The sequence below is a fragment of the Corallococcus sp. AB011P genome (assembly GCF_003611605.1).
GTDB classification, from domain to species: domain Bacteria; phylum Myxococcota; class Myxococcia; order Myxococcales; family Myxococcaceae; genus Corallococcus; species Corallococcus coralloides.
In genome coordinates this window covers 291,959-315,487 of the sequence record NZ_RAVX01000004.1, presented here as the reverse complement: position 1 = coordinate 315,487, position 23,529 = coordinate 291,959, and the positions used below count along the sequence as shown (strand labels likewise).

Here is a 23,529-nt window from a genome sequence, read left to right as displayed (position 1 = left end):
CTCGTCAGAAGTGGCAAGGCCCTGGAGCGAGCGCGAACGGGCCACGTTATACGGAGGGTGGAATGACGCTCCTCACGGACTCCCCTGTCGCCGCCCTTCCGCCGGAGGCCGGCGTGGACGCCCTGGCCAGGCTGCTGCGCGGACGCCGCGTCGTGGTGCTCACCGGCGCCGGAATCAGCACCGAATCCGGCATCCCCGACTATCGCGGCCCGGAGACGCGCCACAAGGTGCGCAACCCCATCCAGCACCGCGAGTTCCTGCACCAGCCGGAGGTGCGTCAGCGCTACTGGGCGCGCAGCCTGCTGGGCTGGCCACGCTTCACCACCGCCCGGCCCAACGACGCGCACTTCGCGCTCACCGCGCTGGAGAAGGCGGGCGTGGTGCCCGGGCTCATCACCCAGAACGTGGATGGCCTGCATCACGCTGCGGGCAGTGAGCGTGTGCTGGAGCTGCACGGCGCGCTGTCGCGGGTGCGCTGCCTGGCGTGTGGCGCGCAGGAGCCGCGCGCGTCGCTCCAGGCGCGGATGCTGGGCCTCAATCCGGACTTCGCGCACACCGTCGTGGAGCTGCGTCCGGACGGAGACGCGGAGCTGTCGCAGGAGGCCGTGGAGGGCTTCCGCGTCCCCTCGTGCACACGCTGTGGCGGGACGCTGAAGCCGGACGTGGTGTTCTTCGGCGACAACGTCGCGGCGCCGCTGGTGCAGGACGCGTTCGCGCTCGTGGAGGAGGGGGACGCGCTGCTGGTGGTGGGCTCGTCGCTGACGGTCTACTCCGGCTACCGCTTCGTCACCCGCGCGGCGGAGCGGCACATGCCCATTGGCATCCTCAACATCGGGGAGAGCCGGGGCGACGGGCTCGCGGATGTGCGCGTGGAGGCGCGAGCGGGGGAGGTCCTTCCCCGGCTCGCCCAGGCGCTGACCCGCACCTGACGGTCCTCCTCCCACACCGGGCGTGCAGCCGGGCGCCGGGGCTTCGGGCGCGGCACCGAATGGGCACGCCAGGGGAGGGGCCAAGTGTGCCATCATTCCCGGCTTCGCGAGGCACGCGCGCTGTGGCCGTGCCCGGGACGGAGACACAGGGCCGATGGACACCGGGCGCCCGCTGGGCGGCAGGTACGCGCTGGAGCGCAGGATTGGCGGCGGTGGCATGGGCGCCATCTGGCGCGCGGTCGACCTGCAGCTCCAGCGACACGTGGCCCTCAAGCTCATCGCCTCCGACGTCGTGGCGCGCACGCCGGAGGCCCACCGCCACTTCGAACAGGAAGCGCAGGCCGTGGCCCGGCTGCGCCACCCGCACGTGGTGCAGGTGCACGACTCCGGCGTGGACGGCGGCATGCCGTACATCGTCATGGAGCTGCTGGAGGGCGAGGACCTGGAGACGCGCCTCACCCAGCAGGGGCGCCTGTCCCCGGCCCGCGTGGCCGCGCTCGTCACGCCGGTGGCCCGGGCGCTGGCGGCGGCGCACGCGGCGGGGCTCGTCCACCGCGACCTGAAGCCCGCCAACCTCTTCCTCGCCCACGTGGACGGGGAGGAGGTGGTGAAGGTTCTCGACTTCGGGCTCGCGCGCTCGCTCATCCCCACGGGAGCGCCCGCGCAGGCGGAGGGGCTCACCGGCACGCTGCGCTACATGAGCCCGGAGCAGCTGCGCGCGGATCCGGACCTGGACGCGAGAGCGGACCTCTGGTCGCTGGCGGTGGTGCTCTACCGCGCCCTCACCGGCCAGTTCCCCTACGGGCCTGAGTCCGTGGGCCCGCTCCTGCGCGGCGCCTTCCACCCGCCCGCGGTGCCCGTCTCGCAGCTGGTGCCGGAGCTGGGCGCGGGCGGGGACGCCTTCTTCCAGCGCGCCCTGCACCCGAAGCTGGAGCAGCGCTTCACCTCCGCGCGCGAGCTGGCCGCGGCCTTCGTCGCGCTGGTGGAGGCGGGCCGCGCCGGGCAGTCCGCCACGGTGCTGGTGGTGGACGACGAGCCGGACGTGGAGCTGCTCATGCGCCAGCGCTTCCGCCGGCACGTGCGCGACGGCGTCTACCGCTTCGTCTTCGCGCGCGACGGCGAAGAGGCGCTGGAGGCCCTGCGCCAGCACCCGGACACGCACGCGGTGCTGTGCGACCTGAACATGCCGCGCATGGACGGGCTCACCTTCCTGTCGCGCGTGGGCGAGGTGGATCCGCTGGTGAAGGTGGTCATGGTCTCCGCCTACGGTGACCTGCCCAACCTGCGCACGGCGATGAACCGGGGCGCGTTCGACTTCCTGGTGAAGCCGGTGGACCTGGACGACCTGGAGTCCACGCTGGCCAAGACAGTGCGCCACGTGGCGGAGCTGCGCCGCGCGGTGCGCTCCACGGAGGAGAACGCGCTGCTGCGCATGTTCGTCCACGGCGGCATCGTGGACCGGGTGCTGCCGCTGGTGCGCGGCCCGGGCGGGCTCGCGGGCGAGCAGGTGGACGCCACGGTGGCCTTCCTGGACGTCGCGGACTTCACCGCCGTCACCCGCAAGCACCCGCCGGAGTCCGCGCTGCGCCGGCTCAACGCCAACTTCGAGGTCATCCTCCCGGAGCTGGAGTCGCGCGGCGGCGTGGTGGACAAGTTCCTGGGCGACGCCGTGATGGCCGTCTTCCAGGGCGAAGGCCACGTGGCGCGCGCGCTGGACGCCTGCCTCGCGGTGAAGCAGCGGCTGCAGGGTCTGGCGTGGAGCGGCGGTGATGCGTCTCCGTATGCCCACGGCGTGTGCATGGGCGTGGACACCGGGCCGGTGCTGTCCGGCAACGTGGGCGCGGCCGGGCGCGGGCGCCTGGACCACACGGTGCTGGGCGACGTGGTGAACACCGCGGCGCGGCTCGCCACCGTGGCCGCGCGCGACCAGGTGCTGGTGAGCGAGACGCTGGCCGCACGGCTCCAGGACGCCTTCGACTGCCGGCTCGCCGGGGACCGCCACCTGCCGGGGCCTGGAGGCCCGTTGCTCGCGGTGCGCGAGGTGGTGGCCCGCCACGGCAGCCAGTCCGCGTCCTCCGCGGACCGCACCTCCGAACAGGTGGCCCCCGCCGTCCTGGAATCGCCCGCATCCCTGCCCCGGCCAGGCGCCTTCACGGCCAAGGGGCCCACCTGAAGCCCGTCTAGCCCATGCGCGTCATCCTCAACCCAGGCCAGGTGGATGAACGGGTGGTGATGCTGCCGGAGGGCACCACCACCATCGGCCGCACCGAGGAGAACGGCATCCGCGTGCCGCACCCCAGCCTGTCGCGGCGCCACGCTCGGCTGGAGCGCGCGGGCGGGCGCGTGGTGCTGGTGGACCTGGACAGCAAGAACGGCAGCTTCGTGGGGCCGCACCGCGTGTCGCGCCAGGAGCTGGGCCACGGCCAGTCCTTCCGCTGCGGCGAGGTGTGGTTCCGGCTGGTGTCGCTGGACACGCCGCTGCCGGACGGCTGGGGCCCGCTGCGCACGCAGCCGTTGGAGACGCGCTTCTCCGGCGGGCCCACCATGGAGGCGCTGCTCGACACGAGCTCGCCGGACCGCACCCGCGACAAGCTCCAGGTGCTCCTCAAGGTGGGGCAGATTCTGTCCTCCCCGGGTCCGGTGGACGGGCTCCTGGAGCGCGTGCTCCAGCTCGTCTTTCAAATCTGGGCGGTGGACCGGGCGGCGGTGCTGCTGGTGGACCGCGACACGGGGGCGCTGGAGCCGCGTGTGTCCCGTGGCGTGCGGGGTGGGGCGCTGCCGGAGCGCTTCTACAGCCAGCACATCGTGGACTACGTGCACTCGCGTGGCGTGGCGGCCCTCTTCACCGACGCGCAGGACGACGCGCGGCTCGTGGGCGCGGACTCCGTCTTCCGCCAGTCCATCCGCGCCTCGCTGTGCGTGCCCCTGCGCACGCGGGACACGGTGCTGGGCGTGCTGTACCTGGACAGCCTCAAGCAGGGAGGCCTCTTCACCGACGAGGACCTGGAGTTCCTCACCGCCTTCGCCAACCAGGCCGCCATCTCGTTGGACCACGCGCACCTGGCGCGGCGCCTGGAGGAGGAGGCGGTGCTGCGAAACGCCTACCAGCGCTTCTTCCCGCCGGACGTCGTGCGCCAGCTGAAGGCACTGAGGGGCGTGCCGCTGGAGGTGCGCGAGGCGAACGTCACCATCCTCTTCTCCGACATCACCGGCTTCACCGCCATGTCCTCGCGCCTCAAGCCCCGGCAGGTGGTGGACATGCTCAACGCGTACTTCCCGGTGATGGCGGACGTCGTCTTCCGCCACGAGGGCACGCTGGAGAAGTACATCGGCGACGCGCTGATGGCCGTGTGGGGCGCTCCCTTCGCCCGGCCGGACGACGCGGACCGGGCCGTGCGCGCGGCCGTGGAGATGCAGCAGGCCCTGGCGGACCTCAACACCCGCTGGCGGGCGGAGGGCGTGCCGGAGATTCAAGTCCACATCGGGCTCAACTCCGGCCCGGTGGCCGCGGGCAACATCGGCTCGGAGCGCTACCTCCAGTACGCCACCGTGGGGGACGCCACCAACGTCGCGGCCCGCGTGTGCGGCGTCGCGCGCCCGGGCGAGGTGCTGATTACGGACGCCACGCGGGCGCTCCTGGACGCGGACGCCTTCGCGCTGGAGCCGCTGGCCCCGGTGATGGTGAAGGGCCGCGACGAGCCCCTGTCCCTCTTCCGCGTGCGCGGCTGACGGCTACTCCGCGTCCTGCCCCAGCCGCTCCGGCTGGAGGAGGATGATCTGCCCGCCCTCGAAGCTGAGCATCCCCTCGCGCACGTAGTAGCGCAGCCACTTGTTGACGCTCTCGCGGGTGACGCCGCACAGGTTGGCCAGCTCCGACTGCGTGAGCTTCGGGGTGATGACCAGCCCGTCGGGGGCCTGCTTCCCCTGCGTCTTCGCCAGCTCCAGCAGCACCCGCACCAGCCGGCTTCGCGCATCCAGGAACGCCGAGTCGTACACGAGCTGCGTCGTGCGCCGCACCAGCCGGCTCATGTTCGCCAGCAGCGCCAGGCTCACCTGCGGCCGAGTCTCCAGGTAGCGCCGGAAGTCATCACGCTGGAGCGTCAGGAGGTGCGCCTCCTCGCGCGCCATCGCGTCCGTGGAGCGCATCTCGCCGTCCAGCAGCGACAGCTCTCCGAACGCGTCCCCCCGGTCCAGCAGCGCCAGGGTGATTTCGCGCCCCTCGCTGGAGGAGAGCCGGATGGCCACCTGGCCGCGCCGGATGATGAACAGCGCGGTGCCCACGTCCCCCCGGTGGAAGATGACTTCCCCCCTCGCGAAGCGCCGGGGCTGGAGGAGCGACGACATGTTCTCCAGGTCCTCCCGGCCGAGGCTCTCGAACATGGGGATTTCGGCCAGCAGCTGCGCGTAGGACATGGGGGGAGGTCCATTCTGCCCGGAATCCCTGGATGCAGGTAGGGAAGCCTCCCATCCAGGTCCGGCGGACAAGTCCGGCGGGTGTGAACGCCTTCACACCGGGCTTGTGGGCCGCTTCACAGATCGAAACAGGGGGGCCCGGTACTGTTCCTTCATCGCAGCACGGGAAGCAGGGGGGCCCGCGCAGCAGCAACACGGTGAGTCACGGAGTCGGGGGACTTCTTAGCTCACCGCGGCATGCGCGGGAAATGGGGGGGACCGCAGGGGCTGGCACATAGAAGGGGGAAGCGTCGAGTTTCTGAGGGGGAATTCGACGCGAATACGAGTGCCGGCTCCCGCTGGAGCCTGAAAGCAATGGAACCCGGGCCTGAAGGCCTGTCGCTCCGGGGGGAGTGACGGCCTTCAAGTCCGGGTTGTTTTATTTGGCCAGGGCCACCGCGGGCGTGAGCGTCAGCGTGGCCTCGCGGTGCTGCTCCACGGCCTGGCGCGTGTGGAGCATGGGGTGGAACTCCACCTTGCGGTTGAGCTCCATCAAGTCGTCGCGGTGCTTGTGGAACAGGTGTTCCGACTGCCCCGGCGAGTGGATGGACACGGAGCGGGACAGGTCCGCCAGGTCGACAATCATTCGCAGCGCGGTGCCATGGACCACCTTGAACGGGTGGCTCCAGAGGAACGAGGCGCCGTCCACGGAGTAGTTGTCACCCCGGGCCGGCACCGGGCGGCTGTTGAAGACGCGCCGGATGGGGCCGGGGATGGCGGGCCCGCCCAGCATCTGGTGCGCGTACGTCAACTGGTGCACCTGACCCCAGGCCCAGGCCTCCGGCTTCGGGCCGTACGTCTTCGTGAGCCACGCGGTGGCCACGCCCAGGGCCGCGCGGAGGATGTCGTCGCGCGTCTCCTTCTCCGGCGTCTTCGGGTCATCCCACCAGGCGCTGTCCGGCTGGGACATCAGGCCGATGACGAAGGGCATGTGCAGGCTGCCGTGCCGTTCGTACTGGCCCATCAGGTATTCCTTCACCAGCGACGGCTCCAGCTTGTGCTGGAGCAGCTTGCGCAGCACTTCGATGTACCAGGCCTGGAACACCGTGGCGCCCACGGCCTCCGGCTCGAAGCGCAGGTCCCACGCCTTCAGCGCCTCCACCGACTGCCGCTGGATGTCGTCCGCCGGGAGCGCCGCCGCCAGGAAGTAGGGGCGCAGCGCCTCCGCGGGCAGCGAGTACGTCTGCGACTGGATGTCCCGCATGGACTCCACGGTGTGCTGCGTGCCCGCTTCAATCAGGTCGGTGATGCGCTTGGCGCGGTAGCCCGGGAACCAGTTGTGCGCGATGAGGTGCGGGTAGTCGTCGGACGTAATCTTGTTGTTCGCCGTGGCCGCGTAGCCCGCGGGCGGGTTGAAGGACGCGGGCAGCTCCTCGAAGGGGATGAAGCCCGTCCACTCGGACTCACCCGTCCAGCCCGGCATGGGGATGAGGCCCTGGTGTCCCTGGCGGATGGGAATCTTCCCCGTGGCCTGGAAGCCCACGTTGCCGGCCGTGTCCGCGTACACGAAGTTCTGTCCCGGCCCCTCCCAGAGCTTCATCGCGGCGCGGAAGGACTCCCAGTCCGTGGCCAGGTTGAGCTTCAGCACCGAGTTGATGAGCGGCTGGCATTCGCGGTGCGCCCACTTGAGCGACAGGGGCTCGCTGTCCTTCAGCTCCTCCGCCATGACGACGTTCATCAGCGGGCCGTGCCGGGTGCTCTTCACCTCCAGCACCACGGGCGCGCCGCCCTTGACGGGGATCTCCTCGCGGCGCACCTCCAGGTCGTGCCAGACGTCCTGGTAGAGGTACTTCTTGGGCGCCTTCGGGTCGTCCAGCTTCTCGATGTAGAAGTCCTGGGTGTCCGGCCCCAGGTTGGACATGCCCCAGGCCACCATCCCGTTGTGGCCGACAATCAGCATGGGCACGCCGGGCAGGGAGAAGCCCACGTGCTGGAAGCGGCCGCCGTGCAGGCCGTTCTCGTACCAGGTGGACGGCATGCTCAGGGGGATGTGCACGTCATTGGCGAGCAGCGGCTGGCCGCTCTTCGTGCGCTGGCCGTGCACCACCCAGTTGTTGCTGCCGGAGATGATGTTGGGGTCGCCCATCACGGCGTCCACGCTGTCCAGGCCGGACATCGCCTTCACGTCCTTGAGGCCCGGCAGGCGCGCCTCCTTCGGGACGATGAGGGGCGTCTCCGGCGCGTTCTGCGGCAGCAGCGCGTTGGCCACCTCTTCACCCACCGCCGCCACCAGCCGCGCGCGGAAGAGCTCCAGGCGGTGGTTGCCGCCCAGCATCATCGCCAGCAGGTTGCCGCGCGCGAGCGAGTCCACGGGCGTCCAGGGCGCGGGCGCCGTGGCCATCACGGTGAACTCGTAGGGCAGCGGCTCCGCGGCGATGCGCGCGTTGAGGCCCGCGCTGTAGGCCTCCAGGATGGCGCGCGCCTCCGGGTCCACCTGCTCCCAGGACTGCTCGGCCATGTGGCGCAGGCCCATGGTGCGCAGGAACTTGTCCGCGGACACGCCCATGGGGCCCAGCAGGGTGGCGAGCCGGCCGTCCACCAGCCGGCGGCCCATCTCCAGCTGCCACAGCCGGTCCTGCCCGTGCACGTAGCCCTGGGCGAAGAACAGGTCGTGCTCGTCATTGGCGAAGATGTGCGGCACGCCCCACGTGTCGCGCAGCACCTCCACCTTGCCGTGCAGGCCGGGCAGGGTGAGCGTGCCTTCCTCGCGCGTCCAGCGGCGGCGGGCGAGCCAGGGGCCCACGCCCGGGGTGGCCACGGCCATGGCGGACGGCAACATGCGCAGCATGCGCAGGACCTGGGTGAAGGCACTCATGACGCGGAGGCTCCAGCGGTGGGGGCGTTGGGAGCGGCGGTGTCAGGGGCGGCGGGCGGCGTGTCCGGGAGCGCGTCCGGCAGCTCCTTGTCCAGGTTGCGCAGCCGCGGGTTGAACCACCCGGCCGCGACGTTCGTGAGCGTCAGCAGGCCCAGGACGATGAAGATGACGGCGATGCCGCGCCCCGGACCCACGCCCAGCAGGCGGCCCATGGTGCCGGCGAGCGCGCCCCCCTCGCGCATGGCCGGCTCGAAGATGTCGTCCGCGAGCGGCCCCGCGATGAGGCTCGCGAGCGGCGACACGCAGAGGATGATCATCCGCTTCACGGCGGCGGCGCGGCCCTGGAGGTCCGAGGGAATCTTGCGCTGCCAGATGGACTGGATGCCCGCCATCACGGGCGGCATGGTGAACAGGTAGAGCGCGGCGGCCGTGGCGACGAGCATGACGCTGGGCGACGGCGCGGCCAGGAAGAGCACCACGCCCGAAAACGCATGGAAGCCGAGGATGCCGTACAGCGGGTTCTTGGGGCCGCCCCACACGCCCATGCCGATGCCGCCCAGGAGCGCGCCCACGCCCGCGATGGACGCGATGCGGCCCAGCGTGGAGATGTCCGTGAAGGCGAGCACCAGCGGGGTGATCAGCAGCACCACCAGGTCCATGCACAGCACGGCCACGCCGGTAAAGGCCATCAGGGACAAGAGCCCCTTGCGCGCGCTGATGAAGGCCCAGCCCTGCTTCATCTCCGCGAACAGCGACCCCTTGCCCTGCTGGCCCTCCGCGGAGGCGGTGGGCCGCGGGAAGCGGACCATCAGCAGGGTGGTGACGGCGATGAAGAAGCTGCAGACGTCCACCGTCAGCACGCCCACCAGGCCCACGCTGTCGATGAGCGCTCCCGCGATGATGGGGGCGAGGATCTGACTGGCGCCGCTGGCCACCTCCGCCATGGCGTTGGCGCGGCCCAGGTGCTGCTTGGGCACGATGAGCGTCACCGTGGCGAAGAAGGCCGGCCAGCGGAAGGCGCCGAAGCACGCGCCCAGGGAGACGGGCAGGTAGAAGTGCCAGGTCTCGAGCTTGAACAGTCCCCGGTCGCTGGCCATCAGCATGCCGAAGATGAGCATGGTGGTGAAGCCGTTGCCCAGGTCCGCCAGCAGCATGGCGCGGCGGCGGTCCCACCGGTCGATGAGCGTCCCCGCGATGGGGGACAGCACCACCATGGGCGCCAGCGCGAAGAAGGACAGCAGCGCGAACTGCGTGGTGGAGCGCGTGTCCAGGAAGACCTTCGCGCCCACGCCGAAGGACGTGAGGCCGGAGCCGAGGATCGAGATGAGCTGGCCGAACCAGGTGATCCAGAAGACCCGCATGGGCTGGGTGATGGTCAGGCGTTGCGCGAGGCTCATTCCACGTCTCTTTCTCCTGGGGGGCAGGAGGGTCAAGGGCCCGCGCACCGTACTACGGGAGTGCGCGCGGGCCCGGCGTTGCTAGGGGGATTTCAGCTCTGCTCCAGCTCCGCGAGCATGGCTTCCAGGGCTTCGGGGTCGAGCTGGCTGGCGCTCGCCTCCACGATGGCCACCGTCATCACCTCCACGGTGGGGGACTCGAAGAGGGCGCGCATGGACAGCTCGACCTGGAAGGCCTCGCGGATGCGCGACAGCAACTGCACGCCCAGCAGCGAGTGGCCGCCCAGCTCGAAGAAGTTGTCGGTGATGCCCACCGACTCCACGCCCAGCAGGTCCTGCCAGAGCGCGGCGACCTTCTCCTCGGTCTCGTCGCGCGGAGCGACGAAGGCGTTGGCCAGCGGGGGACGCGGGTGCTTGCCGCTGGCGCTTCCGCCCGCGCGGGAGGTGGAGGCACCCTCGCGAGCCACCTGCCGCCGCGCCTCCAGCGACCCGAGCGACGCGAGGAAGCGTCCACCGGTGGGCTGGGTGAGCAGCGCGCGCAGGAGGCGGAAGCCCTCGGCGGGGGGGATGACGGCGTCGGGCCGGAAGCCCTCGCCCACGCCCCACACGTCCCAGTCCACGGTGTACCAGCGGGTGCCGCCCAGCCGGGCCTGCCGTGCCGCCACCGCGTCCATGCCGGCGTGCGCCGCCGCCACCGCGCTGACCGCCATGCCGCCCAGCACCACGGTGAGTGAGGACTGCACCACGACGAAGTCCGGCTGCCGCGACGACAGGGCCTCCGCCAGCTGCGCGAGGCCTCCGAAGCGGCCGGCCAGCAGCGGGGTGGTGGCCTCTGGCGTGGCCTCGGCCACGGAGATGCGGGTGGCCATGCCGCCGTCGCCCGCCGCGTAGAAGACACCGTCGATGCGGCCGAACTTCGCCTCCACGACCTGGAGTGCCTTGTCGAGCTGACCGGGGACGCCCGCGTCCGCGCGCAGCGCCAGGACCTGTGCGCCCGAGCGTTCCAGCGCGCGCATGCGGTCGATGACCTTGGACGTCGCGTCCTGCGCGTCATGGCCCGCGCGCCACGCGTCCCATTCGCCGGGGGCGGGGAGCGTGCGGCGCGACAGCAGCACGAGCTTCGGCTTCACCGCCTGAGTGAGCTGCTCCGCGAGCGCGAGGCCCACTCGGCCCAGACCACCGACGATGACGTAGACCCCGCCGTCCTTGAGGCCGGTCTGTTCCGTGGAGGCCGGGACGTCGATGGTCTCGAATGCCTCGACGTGGCGATACGGACCGCGCAGCGCGACCACCGGGTCCTTGCCGGCGGCCAACTCCGTCACCAGCCTTTCCAGCCACGGGCCCGAAACGGACTCATCCGGCGCGGGCCAGGTGACGTCGACGGCGCGCACGGTGAGGCCAGGGTACTCCTGCGGCAGCACGCGGCTGGCACCGACAGCGGCCGCCTGCCAGGGCAGCAGCGGCTCCTCGCCCGTGACGTCCTGGGCGCCAGTGGTCACCACGTCCAGCGTCACGGGCGTCTTCGCCGCGCCCGGGCCCACGGCCTTCGCCAGCGCGAGCAGCCCGTGGAACGACGCCGTGAGTCCCGAATCCAGGTCGCGCGGTTCCTTCACCAGCGGCCACAGGTACGCGACGTGCGCGGGTGTCCACTCCTCACCGCGCAGCCGCTCCAGGTGTTCACCCACCGCGTCCGGGGATGACGGATCCACGGCGAAGCGCTTCGTCACCGGATCCGACGCGCCCTGTCCCGCGACGAGCGACACCACGTCCGCGCCCGCCTGGCGCAGCCGCTCCGACACGCGCGCGGCCACCGGCGTGTCCGCCTCCAGCACCAGCCAGCGCTGGCCCGTGAGCGACGGCACCTGGGGTGACGCGCGCGTGCGCGGCCACGCGGGCACGGTCAGCTCCATGCCCTGCGTCGTCGCGGTCCGCGCGGCGGCGGCGCGGGGCAGCGCGGGCGGCGGACCCTTGAGCAGGTCGTAGCGCTCGCGCTGGAAGGGGTAGGCGGGCAGGGGGACGCGGCGGCGGGCCTCGCCCTTGTAGACGCGGCCGGCGTTCGACTTCGCGCCCGCGAGCCACAGCTTCGCGAACGCGTCCGCGGCGTGCGCGAGCGCGTCCTGCTGGGCATCGCGCGGCGCAGGCAGCGTCGAGAGGATGGCCGGGAAGGTGCCTTCCTGCGCGTTGCGACGCACCAGCGTGGCCAGCGCGTTGCCGGGACCGACCTCCAGGAAGACGTGCTCGGGGTCGTTCAACAGCAGCGTCGCCGAGTCCTGGAAGCGCACGGCGTCGCGCAGGTGGCGGGCCCAGTACGCCGGGCTCACCGCGTCCTCGCGAGTCACCCAGGTGCCGGTGACGTTGGACAGGTAGAGGTCCTTCGGCTCCTTGCGCGCGACCTTCGCCACCGCCTGGCGGAACTCCTCCACGATGGGGTCCATCATGTGGGAGTGGAACGCGTGCGACGTGTGCAGCCGCGATACCTCCACCTTCTGGGCCTCCAGCTTCGCCTGGAGCGCGTCCACTGCATCGGTGGGGCCCGCCACGACGGTGAAGCCCGGTGCGTTGACTGCGGCCACGGAGATGCGCGCGTCCATCAGCGGCGCCAGCGCCTCCGGAGTCATCCGCACGGACAGCATGGAGCCCGAGGGCAGCGACTGCATCAACCGGCCGCGCGTGGCCACCAGCGCCAGCGCGTCGTCCAGGGTGAACACGCCCGACAGGCACGCGGCCACGTACTCACCGATGCTGTGGCCCACCATCGCCTGCGGCGTCACGCCCCACGACGCCCACAGCTTCGCGAGCGCGTACTCGATGACGAACAGCGCGGGCTGCGTGAGGGACGTCTGCTTGAGCTGCTCCGTCGCCTTCTCGCGCCCGTCCGCGGGCGGATAGAGCACGGTGCGCAGGTCCAGGCCCAGGTGCGGCTTGAGCTTCTCCGCGCAGGCGTCCACCTCCGTGCGGAAGACGGGCTCCTGCTCGTAGAGGCCACGGCCCATGTCCACGTACTGCGAACCCTGGCCGGAGAAGAGGAACACCACCGGCCGGCGCGTGTTGGTGCCGGAGCCACCCAACAGCCGCCGAGCATCCCGCAGCGCCGCCTTCGCGTCCGCCAAGTCCTTCACCACCACCGCACGGCGGTGCTCGTGCGCGTGGCGGCCCACCTGGAGCGTGTAGGCCACGTCAGCCAGGGACACGTTCGGGTTCGCGTCCAGGTGCGCGGCCAGCCGCTCCGTCGCCGCGTCCAGCGCCGCGGGAGTGCGGGCGGACAGGGGCAGCACGTGCCACGCGCGGTGGGACGGTGCGGGGGCGGCCGTCTTCGGGGCCTCCTCCAGGATGACGTGCGTGTTGGTGCCGCCGATGCCGAAGGCGCTCACGCCCGCGCGGCGCGGTCCGTTCGTGGAGGTCCACGGGCGCGGCTGCGAGGGCACGAAGAAGGGGCCCGCGTCGAAGTCGATGACGGGGTTGGCCTGCTGGAAGTGGGGGCTCGCGGGGATCTCGCCGTGCTCCATGGCGAGCACCGTCTTCACCACGCCCGCGATGCCGGCCGCCGCGTCCAGGTGGCCGATGGCCGCCTTGAGCGAGCCCAGCGCCACGCGCTTCTGACCCGTCTCCTTGCCGCCGAAGGCCTGGTTGAGCGCGGCCACTTCAATCGGGTCGCCCAGCGGGGTGCCCGTCGCGTGGGCCTCCACGTACTGGATATCGTCCGGAGTGACGCCGGAGATGGCGAGCGCCTCCGCGATGACCGCGGCCTGGCCCTCCACGCTGGGCGCGGTGAAGCCCACCTTGCCCGCGCCGTCGTTGTTCACCGCCGTGCCCAGGAGCACGCCATGGATGGTGTCGCCGTCCTTCAACGCGTCGGACAGGCGCTTGAGCACCACCACCGCCGCGCCCGCGCCGCGCACGGTGCCGTTGGCCTTCGCGTCGAACGCGCGGCAGTAGCCGTCCGGAGAGAAGATCATCCCCTCCTGGTAGAGGTAGCCCGCCGTCTGCGGGAAGGACACGGAGGAGCCGCCCGCGAGCGCCATGTCGCTCTCGCCGGACAGCAGGCTCTGGCACGCCAGGTGGAGCGCCACCAGTGAGCTGGAGCACGCCGTCTGCACCGTCGCGGACGGGCCTCGCAGGCCCAGCCGGTGGGACACGCGCGTGGCCACGTAGTCCTTGTCGTTGGCCAGCATCACGCCGAACGAACCGGCCGCGTCCATCAGGTCCGGCTGCCGCATCAGCGCGCGCAGCAGGTACGAGCTCAGGCTCACGCTCGCGTAGACTGCCACCGCGCCCTTGAAGCGGCCCGGGTCGTAGCCGGCGTTGTCCAGCGACTCCCATGCGCACTCCATGAAGATGCGCTGCTGGGGGTCCATCAGCTCCGCCTCGCGCGGGCTGTAGCCGAAGAGGCCCGCGTCGAACTCCGTGGCGCCCTCCAGCACGTAGCTGGAGCGCACCCACTGCGGATGGGCGCGCAGGGCCTGGGGAACGCCCGCGTCGTCCAGCTCCGCATCCGTGGGCACGCGACGCGCGTCGCCGCCGCGCCGGAGCATCTCCCAGAAGCCCTCCAGCGTCTGCGCACCCGGGAAGCGGCCCGACAGGCCGACGATCGCGATGCGCTCCTCGCCACCACCCACTGTGTCACTCATCCGCGTCTCCATCCGTTTCCACCCGACCGCGCGAAGCCCCCGCGCGGCGGTTGACCGTGCGTCGCGCCTCGGCACGGGAGCGGCCCGCCTGCGCCGCGTCCTCCGAGGGCGTGTCCTCCCGGCGCGACAGCCGCGCCGCCAGTGCCCGCACGGTGGGGTACTGGAAGAGGTCCGTGAGCGCCAGCGTCACGCCGAGCTCCGCCGTCAACCGGCGGTGCAACTGGAGCGCGAGCAGCGAATTGCCACCCAGCTCGAAGAAGGGGTCGTCCAGGCCCACCTGCTCCATGTGGAGCAGGTCCTTCCACGCCTGGGCGATCTGCTGCTCGATGGCTGTCCCCGGCGCCACGAAGGGCCGCGACGGATCCGCGCCACCTACTTCCGGCGCGGGCAGCGCCTTGCGGTCCGCCTTGCCGTTGGGGCTGAGCGGCATGCGCTCCAGCACCACGATGTTGGACGGGACCATGTACTCGGGCAGCCGCTCCAGCAGGTACGTGCGCAGCGCCGCGCCCTCCGGCTTCGCGTCCTTGCCGGTGACGTAGGCCACCAGCCGCTTCTGGCCCGGCCGGTCCTCGCGCGCGAGCACCACCGCCTGGCGCACCGTGGGGTGCTTCTCCAGCGAGGACTCAATCTCGCCCAGCTCGATGCGCAGGCCGCGGATCTTCACCTGGAAGTCCGCGCGGCCCAGGTACTCGATCTCGCCGTCCGGCAGCCACCGCGCCACGTCGCCCGTGCGGTACATGCGCGCGCCCGGCACCGTCGCATACGGATCCGGAATGAAGCGCTCGGCCGTCAGTGAGGGCCGCGCCAGATAGCCACGCCCCACCTGCACGCCGCCGATGTACAGCTCGCCCGCCGCGCCCTGGGGCACCGGCTGGAACTCCGCGTCCAGGATGCGAATCTGGGTGTTGTCCACCGGCCGGCCAATGGGCACGGAGCGGCGGCCGTCGTTTGCCTGGCACGCGTGGAACGTCACGTCCACCGCGGCCTCGGTGGGGCCGTAGAGGTTGTGCAGCCCCGCGCCGGGCAGCGTGCGCAGGCACAGTTCCTTCAGCTCCAGCGGCAGCGCTTCACCGCTGCACACCACGCGCTTCAGCGACGTGCACTCCGCCACGCCCGGCTCGTCCAGGAAGGCCTGGAGCATGGAGGGCACGAAGTGCAGCGTGGTGACGGACGCGGAGGCAATCAGCGCCTTGAGGTAGCCCGGGTCCTGGTGCCCGCCGGGCTTCGCGACCGCCAGCTTCGCGCCCGTCATCAGCGGCCAGAAGAACTCCCAGACGGACACGTCGAAGCTGAACGGCGTCTTCTGCAACACCGTGTCCGACGGCGTGAGCCGGTAGGCGGACTGCATCCACAGCAGGCGGTTCACCACCGGGCCGTGCGCGTTCATCGCGCCCTTGGGGCGGCCCGTGCTGCCGGACGTGAAGATGATGTACGCCAGCGAGTCCGGCGTGGCCGTGGGCGCGGGCGCGGTGGTGGGCTCGCGAGCAATCTCCTCCCAGCCCGTGTCCAGCTTCACCACCTTCGCGTCCGACGCCGGCAGCCGCGCCAGGAGCCGCTCCTGCACCAGGAGCACCGGCGGACGCGCGTCCTCCAGCATCCAGCCCAGACGCTCCTGCGGGTAGCCCGGATCCAGCGGCACGTACGCGCCGCCCGCCTTCAGCGTGCCCAGCAGGCCCACCACCATCTCCAGCGAGCGCTCCACGCACAGGCCCACGCGGACTTCCGGTCCCACGCCGTGCTTGCGCAGCGCGTGCGCCAGCTGGTTAGCGCGGGCGTCCAGCTCGCGGTAGGTGAGGCGGCTGCCCTCGAACTCCAGGGCCACGGCGTCCGGCGTGCGCGCCACCTGCGCCTCGATGAGCGACGTGAGCGTCGCGTCCTTCGGGTGCGTGACGGCGGTGTCGTTCCAGTCCTTCAGCACGCGCTGGCGCTCGGCGGAAGGCAGCAGCGGCAGGCGGGAGATGGGCACGTCCGGCTGCGCGACGATGCCTTCGAGCAGCGTCAGGTAGTGGCCCAACAGCCGCTCCGCGGTGGAGCGCTCGAAGAGGTCGGTGCTGTACTCTGCGATGACGCGCAGGCCCTGCGGCAGGTCCACCAGCAGCAGGGACAGGTCATACTTCGTCGTGCCGGTGTCCACCGGCTTCGCCTCCATCACCACGCCCGGGGCCTCCAGGGCCGGCATGGGCGCGTTCTGCAGGACGAACATCACCTGGAAGATGGGCGAGTGACTGAGGTGCCGCTCCGGCTTGAGCGCGTCCACCAGTCGCTCGAAGGGGATGTCCTGGTGCGCGTACGCGTCCAGCGTGGACTCGTGCACGCGGTTCAGCAGTTCCTTGAACGTGGGCTTGCCGGATAGGTCCGAGCGCAGCGCCAGCATGTTCACGAACAGGCCGATGAGCCCTTCCACCTCAGCGCGCGGACGGCCGGCGATGGGCGTGCCCACCACGATGTCGTCCTGCCCGGTGTAGCGGGACAGGAGCACGTTGAACGCGGACAGCAGCGTGACGAAGAGCGTGCGGCCCTCGCGCTGGCCCAGCGCCTTGAGCGCCTGGGTGAGGGCGGGGGACAGGTGCATCACCTGTCGCTCGCCCTTGGAGCTCATCAGCGCCGGACGCGGCTTGTCCTGCGGCAGCTCCAGCAGCGCGTTGGGGTTGATGCGGTTCTTCCAGTAGGTGAGCTGGCGCTCCAGCTCCGCACCCTGGAGCCATTCCTTCTGCCACGCCGCCCAGTCCGCGTACTGAAGCGGCAGGGGCTTGAGCGGCGAGGGCTGACCCTCCAGGCACGCGCGGTACAGCATGGCCAGTTCGTGCACGAGCACGCCCATGGACCAGCCGTCGGAGACGATGTGGTGCTGATCCACCAGCAGCACCTGCTCACCGTTGCCCAGGAGCATCAGCACCGCGCGCAAGAGCGGGCCCTGCTCCAGGCTGAACGGCTGCTGCGCGAGTGTGACGACGCGCCGCTGGGCTTCCGCCTCGCGCTCCGTCACCGGCAGTCCCTGGAGGTCCATCACCTCCAGTGGCACTTCACCCGTGGAGGCGATGACCTGCACGCCGCCGCCTTCGCGCTCCTGGAAGGTGGTGCGCAGCGTGTCGTGCCGCTCCACCAGCAGGGCCAGGGCGCGGCGTAGCGCGTCCGTGTCCACGGTGCCCGTCAGTCGCACCGCGGTGGGCATGTGGAACGCCGCGCTGCCGGGGCTCCACTTGTCCAGGAACCACATCCGCTCCTGCGCGAAGGACAGGGGCGCCTGCTTCGAGGCAGGGCGCGACTTGTCCTTCAGGAGCTGGGCCAGGCGTGCTCGCTTCTCTTCGGGCGTCATGTTCAGGCCGCGTCCTCGCTGCTGCTGCTGTCACCGCCGTCACCGTCGCCCGCGTCTTCCATCACCGCGAGCAGCTCCGCCACCTGTTCGTCCGACAGCTGGTCCATGTTCTCCAGCAACTTCTCCGCCTCCGCCGCGGTCACCTTCTGCTTCGCGGCGGGCGTGGCCACCGGCTGCGCGGCCACCAGGGGCTGCGTGGGCGTGGCGCCCTCCACGGAGTAGCCCAGCCGTTCAATCACCGCGTGGGTGGAGGCGTCGAAGGGGCGGGGCCATTTGATCCGCTTCCAGGACTCGCCCATCTTCTTCTCGATGCCCTGGTGCTGGAGGATGTTCGGGTCACCGAGGCCGCCCATCATGCGGTCCTTCTTGCCGTCGTACGGCTGGACCATGCGCTCGTCGAACTCGAGCCCCAGGAATTGGGCCACGCCGGTCATCACCTTCGTGGGGTCCGCGACCAGGTCCTCGTAGCGGACCCAGTGGCAGCGCTCGCGGCCGATGCCGTCGAAGAAGTTGAGCAGGTTCCGGTTGGACAGCGCCCACACCGTCTCCGCCACCACGTAGGGGTCCACGTCCGCGTCACCGAAGAGGCCGGCGGCGAAGAGGCGGTCGAAGCGCATGCGGAGGATGGACTCCATCACCGGGAGCGGGTGGCGGTAGAGGTAGATGTACTTGTTGCCCTCGAACATCCGCTCCGCGCGCTCCAGCGTCTCCACGTCCATGGCGTACGTGGGCGTCTTGTCCACGAGCAGCCGGGGCGAGGACTTCTCCTGGAGGCGGCGATAGACGTCCTGCGCGGACATGTCATCCGCGACCAGCCGGTCCACCAGCGCGGCACCCGCGGGCGAGTCCAGCTTCTCCAGCTCCATGAGCGCCCACTGCAGGCCGCCCGTGGTCCACTCCATCTCGCTGCCGAAGCCGATGTTCTCGCGCCACTCGCGCATGCCCTCGAAGAAGAGCAGGTTCACTTCCGGCGGGCAGAACAGCCGCGGGTGTCCCGCGAGCATCACGCGGAACAGCGTGGAGCCCGCGCGCGGGCTGGAGTGCACGAACACCATGGGCGGGTTCTTCTTCGCCGTGTTGGTGCGCTGCATGCCGGACGTCTGGGCTCGATAAGGCTTCAGCGGATACGCGGACAGCGGCTTGTTCTCCGCGAAGCGCTGCGGGTCCTGGAGCCGGTCCATCTCCACCAGCAGGTACTTGGACAGCTCCGGGATGGACGGATGCGCCTGCACCTCGTGCGGGTAGAGCTGGAACTTGAAGTCCTGCCGCAGGTCGTACTCCAGCTCCGCGCCCAGCGCGTGCAGGTCGTAGCCCTTGAGGCTGCCGTCGGCGGGCAGCTTGTCCAGCGGGATGCGCAGGCCTTCGGAGATGTGGTGGCGCAGGTACTCGGTGAGCAGGGCGGGGCGCTCGGTGGGGAACGCGGTGCGCAGACGCTCCGCGATGGGCTTCTCCGTGGAGGCCGCGCGCTTGCCCAGCTCCTGCTCCACGCGCCCGGCGACGCCCGCGACGGTGGGCGTCTCGAAGAGGCCGCGCAGCGACAGGTCCACCTTCAGCACCGCGTGGATGTGGTTGCGCAGCTGCGTGGCCAGCAGCGAGTGGCCGCCCAGCTCGAAGAAGTTGTCGTTGATGCCGATGCCGTCGATGCCCAGCACCTGCTCCCAGATGCCCGCGACGGTCTTCTCCAGCTCCGTGCGAGGCGCGGCGTAGGGCGTGAGGATGGAGGGCCGCGCGTGCTTGTTGCCCTTCGACGCGTCCTTCTTGCCCTTCTCCGTCTTCGAGGCCCGAGGTCCCTGACGGCGGCGCGCGGCCAGGTCACCCGTGGAGACAGCCAGCCGGCCACTCTCGCCATGTGACAGCGCGCGGCGCAGCGCCTCCAGGCCCTCGGCGGGCTGGATGGCGAACTGGGCCAGCGTGGGGGACAGCTCCGCCATGGCCTGCGCGTCCGCGAACTGCCACGCGTCCCAGTCCACGCTCAGCCACGGGTAGGCGAAGCCCTCCGTGCGCGCTTCCGCGAAGGCGTCCATGAAGGCGCTGGCGGAGGCCTGCGCCACCTGTCCCAGGCCACCCAGCACGGACGACAGCGACGACACGAGGAGGCAGAACGCGGGGCCTTCCTTCGGGAGCACCTGCTCCAGCACCCGCACGCCGTGCACCTGCGGGCGGAAGTGCCAGGCGCACTCGTCCGGGCCCGTCTCCGCGATGGTGCCCAGCGTGGCGCCCTGCATGCCGCCCGCCGCGTGGATGACGCCGTCGATGCGGCCGAAGCGCGCCACCGCCGCGTCCACCACGCCGCGCATGGACTCCACGTCGGTGAGGGACGCCGGCAGCACCAGCATCTCCACGCCCGTGCGCTCCAGGGCCAGCGCGCGCTGGATGCGGCGGGACACCGCGTCCTGCACGCCGTGCTTCTCCACCCACGCCGTCCACTGGCCGCGGCTGGGGAAGTCCGGAGTCTCCACCAGCGTCAGCTTCGCCTGGTGCACCGTGGCCAGCTCGGACGCCAGCGCATGGCCGATGCCGGTGAGGCCGTCGGTGATGAGGTACGCGCCGCCGTCGCGCAGCACCTCCGCGTTGGCCGCCTCCAGGCGCACGGGCTCGAAGGTCTGCACCCAGCGCTGGCGGCCACGCAGGGCCACCACCGCGTCACGCGGTTCGGAGCCGAGCTCCGCCGCCAACCGGTCCGCCACCGCGCCCGCGTCGCCGGGCACTACGTCCACGAAGCGGCACGAGAGGTTCGGGTACTCCTGCGGCAGCACGCGCGAGGGGCCCACCAGCAGCGCCTGCTCCGGCAACTGCGCGTCCGCCTGCTCCACGCGGGCGGAGCGGCTGGTCACCACGGACCAGGTGAGCGGCTCCAGGTGGCCCGTCTCGCTCAGGGCGCGGGCGAGGAACAGCTGGCTGTGGAAGCCCAGGTCCAGCGCCTTCTCCTGAGACACCGGCTCGCGCGACAGGCTCCACAGGTGCAGCACGTTGGAGAACGCGCGGCCCTGCTTCTTCAGCGCCTCCAGCACCGAGCAGAAGTCCTCGCGGCGCGCGGGGTCCACCGTGAACGTGCCGTCCGGACGCTGCTCGAAGCGCGCGCCGGGGACGACGCGGAAGACGTCCCCGCCCAGCTTCGGCGCCAGGGCCTCCGCCACGCCGGTGTCGTCCGCGAGCACCAGCCAGCCCTCGCCCGCCGCGTCCTTCGCCTTGGGCAGCGGGGACAGCTTCCACGACGGCGCGTAGAACCAGTCCGCCACGTCCGAGCGCTTCGCCAGCGACGCGGGCGCGTCCGCGCGGGCTCCACCGCCCAGCGGCTTCGCGTCGATCCAGTAGCGCTCGCGCTGGAAGGGGTAGGTGGGCAGCGGCACGCGGCGGCGCTGCTCGTTGGTCGCGAAGCCCTTCCAGTCCACCGTCACGCCGTTCAGCCACAACCGGCCCAGCGCGGCCAGGAGCACCTGGAGGTCCGGCGCCTGCTCGCGCGGGTGCCGCGTGGAGGAGATGAGCACGCGGCCTTCCGCGCCCGGCTGCTGCTTCGCCAGCGTGGTGAGCACCGTGCCGGGGCCCACTTCCAGCAGCGCCGCCTGCGGCCACTTGCGGGACAGCTCCTGGAGGCCCGCGGAGAAGCGCACGGCCTGGCGCAGGTGCGTGGCCCAGTAGCCCGGGTCCGTCGCCTGCGCCGCTTCAATCCAGGTGCCCGTCACGTTGGACAGGAAGGGCAGGGTGGGCGCGTTGAGCTTCACCTGACGCACGCGTGCGGTGAAGGTCGCGAGGATGGGGTCCATCATCGCGGAGTGGAACGCGTGCGACGTGTGCAGCCGCGACACCTCCACGCCCTGCGCCTCCAGCTTCGCCTGGAGCGCGTCCACCGCGTCGGTGGGGCCCGCGACCACGGTGAAGCCCGGCGCGTTCACCGCCGCCACGCTGACGTTCGCGGGCAGCAGCGGCTTGAGCGCGGACTCCTCCAGCTTCGCGGACAGCATGGCGCCCGAGGGCAGCCCCTGCATCAGCTTGCCGCGCGCGGCCACCAGCGCCAGCGCGTCATCCAGGCTGAACACGCCCGCGAGGCACGCGGCCACGTACTCACCGATGCTGTGCCCCAGCATCGCGGAGGGCTTCACGCCCCAGCCCGTCCACAGCTTCGCCAGCGCGTACTCCACGGCGAAGAGCGCGGGCTGCGTCAGCTCCGTGCGCGTCAGCGCCTGCGTCGCCGCTTCCGCCTTGGAGGCCTCCGGGAAGAGGACCGTGCGCAGGTCCAGGCCCAGGTGCGGCGTCAGCTTGTCCGCGCACGCGTCCAGGTGCCGCTTGAAGGTCGGCTCGGACGCGTACAGGTCTCGCGCCATGCCCACGTACTGCGAGCCCTGGCCGGGGAACAGGAAGGCCACCGGCCGCTCGTGCACGTCCGGCACGTTCGTCCACTGGCGGGGGCTGTTCTCCACCTCCAGCGCGGCCAGTGCGTCGTCGCGGTCGCGGCACACCAGCACGCGCCGCTTCGCCATGGCCTGACGGCCCGTCTGGAGCGTGAAGGCCACGTCCGCCAGCGCCTGCGCGGGGTGCGCCTTCAGGTGCGCGGCCAGGTTCTTCGTCGCCGCGTCCAGCGCCGCGTCGCTCTTCGCGGACAGCACCAGGAGCTGCGCCGGGCGGGACGCTCCGGACGCGGGAAGGACGGGCGCCTCTTCCAACACGATGTGCGCGTTGGTGCCGCCCACGCCGAAGGAGCTCACGCCCGCGCGGCGCGGGTGCTTGGGGTTCGCCTGCCAGTCGGCGAGCTTCGTGTTGACGAAGAACGGGCCGCCCGCGAACGGAATCTCCGGGTTCACCTCCGTTACGTGGAGGCTGGGCGGAATCTGCCGGTTCTCCAGCGTCATCACCGCCTTGATGAGGCTGGACACGCCGGCCGCGTTGGCCAGGTGTCCGATGTTGCTCTTGAGCGAGCCCACCGGAATCTTCGGAGGATTCGCCTTCGCCGCCGCCGAGCGGAACTTGAACGCCTTGTTGAGCGCGAGCACCTCGATGGGGTCACCCATCTTCGTGCCGGTGCCGTGCGCCTCCAGGTAGCCGATGGTCTCCGGGGCCACGCCCGCGGCGCCCAGGGCCTCGGTGATGACGGTGGCCTGACCCTCCACGCTGGGGGCGGTGAAGCCCACCTTCAGCGCGCCGTCGTTGTTGATGGCGCTGCCCTTGATGATGGCGTGGATGTGGTCGCCGTCCTCGATGGCGTCCGCCAGCCGCTTGAGCACCACCACGCCCACGCCGCTGCCGAACACCGTGCCCTCTGCCTTCGCGTCGAACGCGCGGCAGTGGCCGTCGGGGGACACGATGCCGCCGGGCACGAAGGGGTAGCCCTCCGGGTGCTTCACGTGCACGGACACGCCACCCGCGAGTGCCAGGTCGCACTCTTCATTCAAGAGGCTCTGGCAGGCCGCGTGCGTGGCGACGAGCGACGTGGAGCACGCGCTGGTGATGGAGTAGCTGGGGCCGCGCAGGTTGAGCTTGTACGCGACGCGGGTGGCCAGGAAGTCGCCGCCGTTGTTCACGTCGATCTGCACCTGGTCCATGCCGCTCAACTGGTCGAAGTTGGGGACCAGGTGGAACACCAGATACGTGTTGGTGGCCGCGCCCGCGAACACGCCGATGGAGCCGTCGAAGCCCTCCGGCGTGTGGCCCGCCTTCTCCAGCGCCTCCCACGCGCACTCCAGGAAGATGCGGTGCTGCGGGTCCATCAGCTCCGCCTCGCGGGGCGTGAAGCCGAAGAAGCCCGCGTCGAACAACTCCATGCCGGCCAGCGCGGCGCTGGCCTTCACGTGGCGCGGATCCTTGCGCAGGACGGGGTCCACGCCCAGCTTCTCCAGCTCCGCGTCGGGGACGGGCTGGATGGACTCCACGCCGTCGCGCAGGTTCTTCCAGAAGGAGTCCAGGTCGGGAGCGCCGGGGAAACGTCCGGCCATGCCGACGATGGCGATGGCCTGCGCGTCGATGTTCGATTCAGCGGACATGGGGTGTGCTCGGCTTC

The 23,529-nt window shown here is 71.3% G+C and carries 9 protein-coding genes; 3 read left to right on the top strand and 6 right to left on the bottom strand.

The window, feature by feature from the left end:
• Positions 1–62 precede the first annotated feature (62 nt).
• The 3 genes from D7X30_RS14520 (at position 63) to D7X30_RS14510 (ending at position 4,658) form a co-directional block, all read left to right on the top strand.
• Entirely contained in the window at positions 63–929 is an 867-nt protein-coding gene (locus tag D7X30_RS14520) for an NAD-dependent protein deacetylase (RefSeq protein ID WP_120563508.1), read from the top strand.
• A 154-nt stretch (positions 930–1,083) separates the two neighbouring features.
• Positions 1,084–3,102, top strand: a complete 2,019-nt coding sequence (locus D7X30_RS14515; protein WP_120563507.1) for a protein kinase — start codon at positions 1,084–1,086, stop codon at positions 3,100–3,102.
• Between the two features lie 14 nt (positions 3,103–3,116).
• Positions 3,117–4,658 carry an adenylate/guanylate cyclase domain-containing protein gene (locus tag D7X30_RS14510; protein ID WP_120563506.1) on the top strand — a complete coding sequence of 514 codons (1,542 nt, stop codon included), beginning with the start codon at positions 3,117–3,119 and terminating at the stop codon, positions 4,656–4,658.
• A gap of 3 nt (positions 4,659–4,661) precedes the next feature.
• On the opposite strand, the gene D7X30_RS14505 is transcribed toward D7X30_RS14510, so the two are convergent.
• The 6 genes from D7X30_RS14505 to D7X30_RS14480 all read right to left on the bottom strand — a co-directional run bounded on the left by D7X30_RS14505 (position 4,662) and on the right by D7X30_RS14480 (position 23,512).
• On the bottom strand, positions 4,662–5,342 hold the full coding sequence (locus tag D7X30_RS14505; RefSeq protein ID WP_120563505.1) for a Crp/Fnr family transcriptional regulator: 681 nt from the start codon (positions 5,340–5,342) through the stop codon (positions 4,662–4,664).
• A 418-nt stretch (positions 5,343–5,760) separates the two neighbouring features.
• Complete coding sequence (locus tag D7X30_RS14500) at positions 5,761–8,196, bottom strand: penicillin acylase family protein (RefSeq protein WP_120563504.1); 2,436 nt, start codon at positions 8,194–8,196, stop codon at positions 5,761–5,763.
• Positions 8,193–9,593 carry an MFS transporter gene (locus D7X30_RS14495; RefSeq protein WP_120563503.1) on the bottom strand — a complete coding sequence of 467 codons (1,401 nt, stop codon included), beginning with the start codon at positions 9,591–9,593 and terminating at the stop codon, positions 8,193–8,195. Before D7X30_RS14495 ends, D7X30_RS14500 begins: the two co-directional genes overlap by 4 nt.
• A gap of 92 nt (positions 9,594–9,685) precedes the next feature.
• Positions 9,686–14,221, bottom strand: coding sequence for a type I polyketide synthase (locus tag D7X30_RS14490; RefSeq protein ID WP_158619265.1), 4,536 nt, complete (start codon positions 14,219–14,221; stop codon positions 9,686–9,688).
• Positions 14,214–17,537 (bottom strand): non-ribosomal peptide synthetase, encoded by a 3,324-nt coding sequence (locus tag D7X30_RS14485; RefSeq protein ID WP_120563750.1) that lies wholly within the window; start codon positions 17,535–17,537, stop codon positions 14,214–14,216. The genes D7X30_RS14490 and D7X30_RS14485 overlap by 8 nt, the downstream gene beginning before the upstream one ends.
• A 2-nt stretch (positions 17,538–17,539) precedes the next feature.
• Positions 17,540–23,512 (bottom strand): type I polyketide synthase, encoded by a 5,973-nt coding sequence (locus tag D7X30_RS14480; protein WP_120563501.1) that lies wholly within the window; start codon positions 23,510–23,512, stop codon positions 17,540–17,542.
• Positions 23,513–23,529: the final 17 nt, after the last annotated feature.

Coding starts and splice junctions, on each gene's coding strand:
- D7X30_RS14515 (WP_120563507.1), top strand. CDS start 1,084: ATGGACACCGGGCGCCCGCTGGGCGGCAGGTACGCGCTGGAGCGCAGG.
- D7X30_RS14490 (WP_158619265.1), bottom strand. CDS start 14,221: ATGAGTGACACAGTGGGTGGTGGCGAGGAGCGCATCGCGATCGTCGGC.
- D7X30_RS14495 (WP_120563503.1), bottom strand. CDS start 9,593: ATGAGCCTCGCGCAACGCCTGACCATCACCCAGCCCATGCGGGTCTTC.
- D7X30_RS14510 (WP_120563506.1), top strand. CDS start 3,117: ATGCGCGTCATCCTCAACCCAGGCCAGGTGGATGAACGGGTGGTGATG.
- D7X30_RS14485 (WP_120563750.1), bottom strand. CDS start 17,537: ATGACGCCCGAAGAGAAGCGAGCACGCCTGGCCCAGCTCCTGAAGGAC.
- D7X30_RS14505 (WP_120563505.1), bottom strand. CDS start 5,342: ATGTCCTACGCGCAGCTGCTGGCCGAAATCCCCATGTTCGAGAGCCTC.
- D7X30_RS14480 (WP_120563501.1), bottom strand. CDS start 23,512: ATGTCCGCTGAATCGAACATCGACGCGCAGGCCATCGCCATCGTCGGC.
- D7X30_RS14520 (WP_120563508.1), top strand. CDS start 63: ATGACGCTCCTCACGGACTCCCCTGTCGCCGCCCTTCCGCCGGAGGCC.
- D7X30_RS14500 (WP_120563504.1), bottom strand. CDS start 8,196: ATGAGTGCCTTCACCCAGGTCCTGCGCATGCTGCGCATGTTGCCGTCC.